Here is a 2,883-nt window from a genome sequence, read left to right as displayed (position 1 = left end):
AAACATGACTAAGCCTAATAGAAAACGCTATAGAGAGACCATACAAGACGTTCAAAAATTAATACAAACACTATAATAATTTAGAATTATTTAAAAAAGGAACCTAAATATGTTTTTACACAAGCACCCATATTCTCCTTTTATAAAACACGATACTAAAAAATTAATAGTAGGAACCTTACCACCACCACGCTTTTCTACAGGAAACTTACTCGAAAAAGATGTAGACTTTTGCTACGGAAGCAATTATAACAGTTTATGGTTATATATAGAAAAAATACATAATTTAAATTTACGATACGACAACTCTCAAGAAGCAATAAACCAACGTAAACAATTTTTAATAAAGCATAAAATAGGAGTCTGCGATATTGTAGAAAGCTGCGAACGTGATAAAATTGATGCTTCCGATTTAGGAATGCAGAATATTATACTAAGAAACCTCTTAGGATACTTAAAACAATACCCAACAATAGAAACCCTATTGTTTATAGGCGGAAATAGTAAAAATGGGCCAGAATATTTTTTCAGAAAACATATAAAAGAACACAACTTAAAGTTACAATTAGTATCAAACGAAATACCAAGAATTCACCAATTTAAAATACAGGATTTTAAAGATTCTAAAGAAAGAATAATTAAAACGGTATCATTAACATCGTCATCGGGAGCAGCAAATAGAGCTATAGGCAGTATGCCATTGTACAAACAATTAAAAGCTAAAAACTCCAAATTTAATACGTTCGATTTTAGGGTTATGCAGTACAAAGAATACATATAAAAATAAGTTATAATATAAAAATGATAGGAGAAAACACAGAATCCCCTTTTGAAAAATTTACAGAAAACAAATTAAAGATTGCTAAAAATAGATATAGAATATTAGCCTTTTTTATAGACCTATTTATATTTTGGTTAATTGGGGTTATTATGGCTATATTTTGGGGAGAATATACAGAAGAAGATTTAAGCTTTCATTTAAAAGGCATTCCAGCTTTAGTATTATTTCTTTCTGGTTTCTTGCTTTGGCCTGTAAGTGAAGGACTATTTGGTCAAACCATAGGGAAACGGTTTTTAGATTTAAAAGTAGTCTCAGACACTTATAAACCTATAGGAATAGGGCAAGCTTTTGGGCGTTTCTTTTTTGGTTTTGTAGATTATATTTTTGCATTAGGGTTAATTATTGCAATAATAGATAAGAAAAATAGAAGAATAGGAGATATGGTAGCAAAAACTTTAGTAGTTATACATAAGTACAAGCAAAGTTAAAATTTAACAGTCTCAGGATTTTTACAAAAAATCAATATACTACCTTTGAGAATAAACAATTTAATTAAAAAGAAAACAATGAAACAATACATTTTAAGTATCGCCCTTTTAGTTTCAATAACAGTAATAGCACAAACAGAAGAAACCCCATTACCATATTACGAAATACCAGAAAACTCAGAAACCTACACCGCAGGAACAGTAGCCGCAAGACAAGTTGATGGATTAGGCTTCCGTTTTTATTGGGCTACAGAAGGCTTAACAGAAAAAGATTTAGCATATAAGCCAGGAGAAGATGTACGTACAACAGAAGAAACAATAAAACATATTTACGATTTATCTGTAATAGTAGTTAACTCTACATTAAATAAAGCCAATAAAAGAGAAGAAAAAGAAAAACTATCTTTTAAAGACATGCGAGACCAAACACTAAGAAACCTGAAACAAGCAGCAGATATTTTAAGAACTAGTGAAGACCTCTCTAAATTCAAAATTATTTTTGGAACCAATGAAATTCCGTTTTGGAATAACATTAACGGGCCCATAGCAGACGCAATATGGCATTCTGGACAAATAGCATCCTTTAGGCGAACTACTGGAAACCCTATAAATGCTAAGGTTAATCATTTTTCAGGAACCGTAAAAGACTAATTTTTTATATTAGAGTAGTTGTGAAACCACTGTATTACTTTCTTATACTTATAAGCTTTATGAGCTGTAAAGCTGATAACTCTATACTTAATGATACCATAAGTATAGAAAGATTAGAAAACATACCAAATTCACAATCAGTTAATTTTACATACAACAAAGGCGAATTATACGATAAAACAAAGATAAAAACAGACTCTATTTTTTTATTGCAAGGTAACTTTAATGGAAAACACACATTAGAGTTTATTAACTCGTATAAAATGTTTCCCAATGTATTACACTTAAAATTTAATTTAAACAATCATAATTTAATTACGTTTAACCCAATTCTAGAAGAAGCTTTAGTAGTAGAAAATGTTAAAAAACTAGACCTATTAAAATTTAAAAAATTAAAAGCAATAACAATACAAGGTTATAATTATAAAACACTTCAAGCGCTTATAAATAAAATAGCCCAATTGCCCAAATTGCAATTATTAACTATAAAATTAGAGCAGCACACGCGATTAAAATGGGAGGAAGCAAAAAGCCTAGATGAACTGTATCAAATACCAGATAATTTTTGTGAATTAAATATAGAAACATTAAAATTTCATGGAAAATATGGACGTATACATACAAACCAATTTAGTCGTAAAACACCGTATTATGGAAGCATTAATTTACCAGAGTGTGTAAAATCGTTAAAAGCTTCAAAAATAGTATACGAACAAAACGAAGTCTTTAAAAAAGAACACCAAAAATCAAGGAAAAAGTATAATAACTTCAAGCCAAATTTCGAGCAATTTATATTACATAAAAACTACAATAAGCTAAACAATAAGAAAAAACTAGAAATTATTAATAGTGATGGCTACTATTTAAGCGAGAAAAGAACATTAAAAATATTCGATACAGTCGCTACATTATACCTAAATAAAAGAGTAGGCGAAGCCGTTGACCAACACAGTAACTTTATAA

At 29.2% G+C, this 2,883-nt stretch carries 4 protein-coding genes; all 4 read left to right on the top strand.

Translation table 11 applies throughout. The features are described from left to right. Positions 1-109 precede the first annotated feature (109 nt). Positions 110-781, top strand: a complete 672-nt coding sequence (locus tag ACVC2P_RS19095) for a uracil-DNA glycosylase family protein (protein WP_452600041.1) — start codon at positions 110-112, stop codon at positions 779-781. Between the two features lie 20 nt (positions 782-801). Beyond that, positions 802-1,269 carry an RDD family protein gene (locus tag ACVC2P_RS19090; RefSeq protein WP_452600040.1) on the top strand — a complete coding sequence of 156 codons (468 nt, stop codon included), beginning with the start codon at positions 802-804 and terminating at the stop codon, positions 1,267-1,269. A 78-nt stretch (positions 1,270-1,347) separates the two neighbouring features. Beyond that, positions 1,348-1,920, top strand: coding sequence for a hypothetical protein (locus ACVC2P_RS19085; protein ID WP_452600039.1), 573 nt, complete (start codon positions 1,348-1,350; stop codon positions 1,918-1,920). A 59-nt stretch (positions 1,921-1,979) separates the two neighbouring features. Beyond that, positions 1,980-2,883 (top strand): hypothetical protein (locus ACVC2P_RS19080; RefSeq protein WP_452600038.1); only part of this gene is annotated, 904 nt, incomplete at its 3' end.

The organism is Pontimicrobium sp. MEBiC01747 (genome assembly GCF_053601635.1).
Note: the sequence above shows the minus strand (reverse complement) of the source record. Positions and strands in the feature narration are given on the sequence as shown.

Bases quoted from the DNA above. Each gene is read 5' to 3' on its own strand.
- ACVC2P_RS19095 (WP_452600041.1), top strand. From the start codon at position 110: ATGTTTTTACACAAGCACCCATATTCTCCTTTTATAAAACACGATACT.
- ACVC2P_RS19090 (WP_452600040.1), top strand. From the start codon at position 802: ATGATAGGAGAAAACACAGAATCCCCTTTTGAAAAATTTACAGAAAAC.
- ACVC2P_RS19085 (WP_452600039.1), top strand. From the start codon at position 1,348: ATGAAACAATACATTTTAAGTATCGCCCTTTTAGTTTCAATAACAGTA.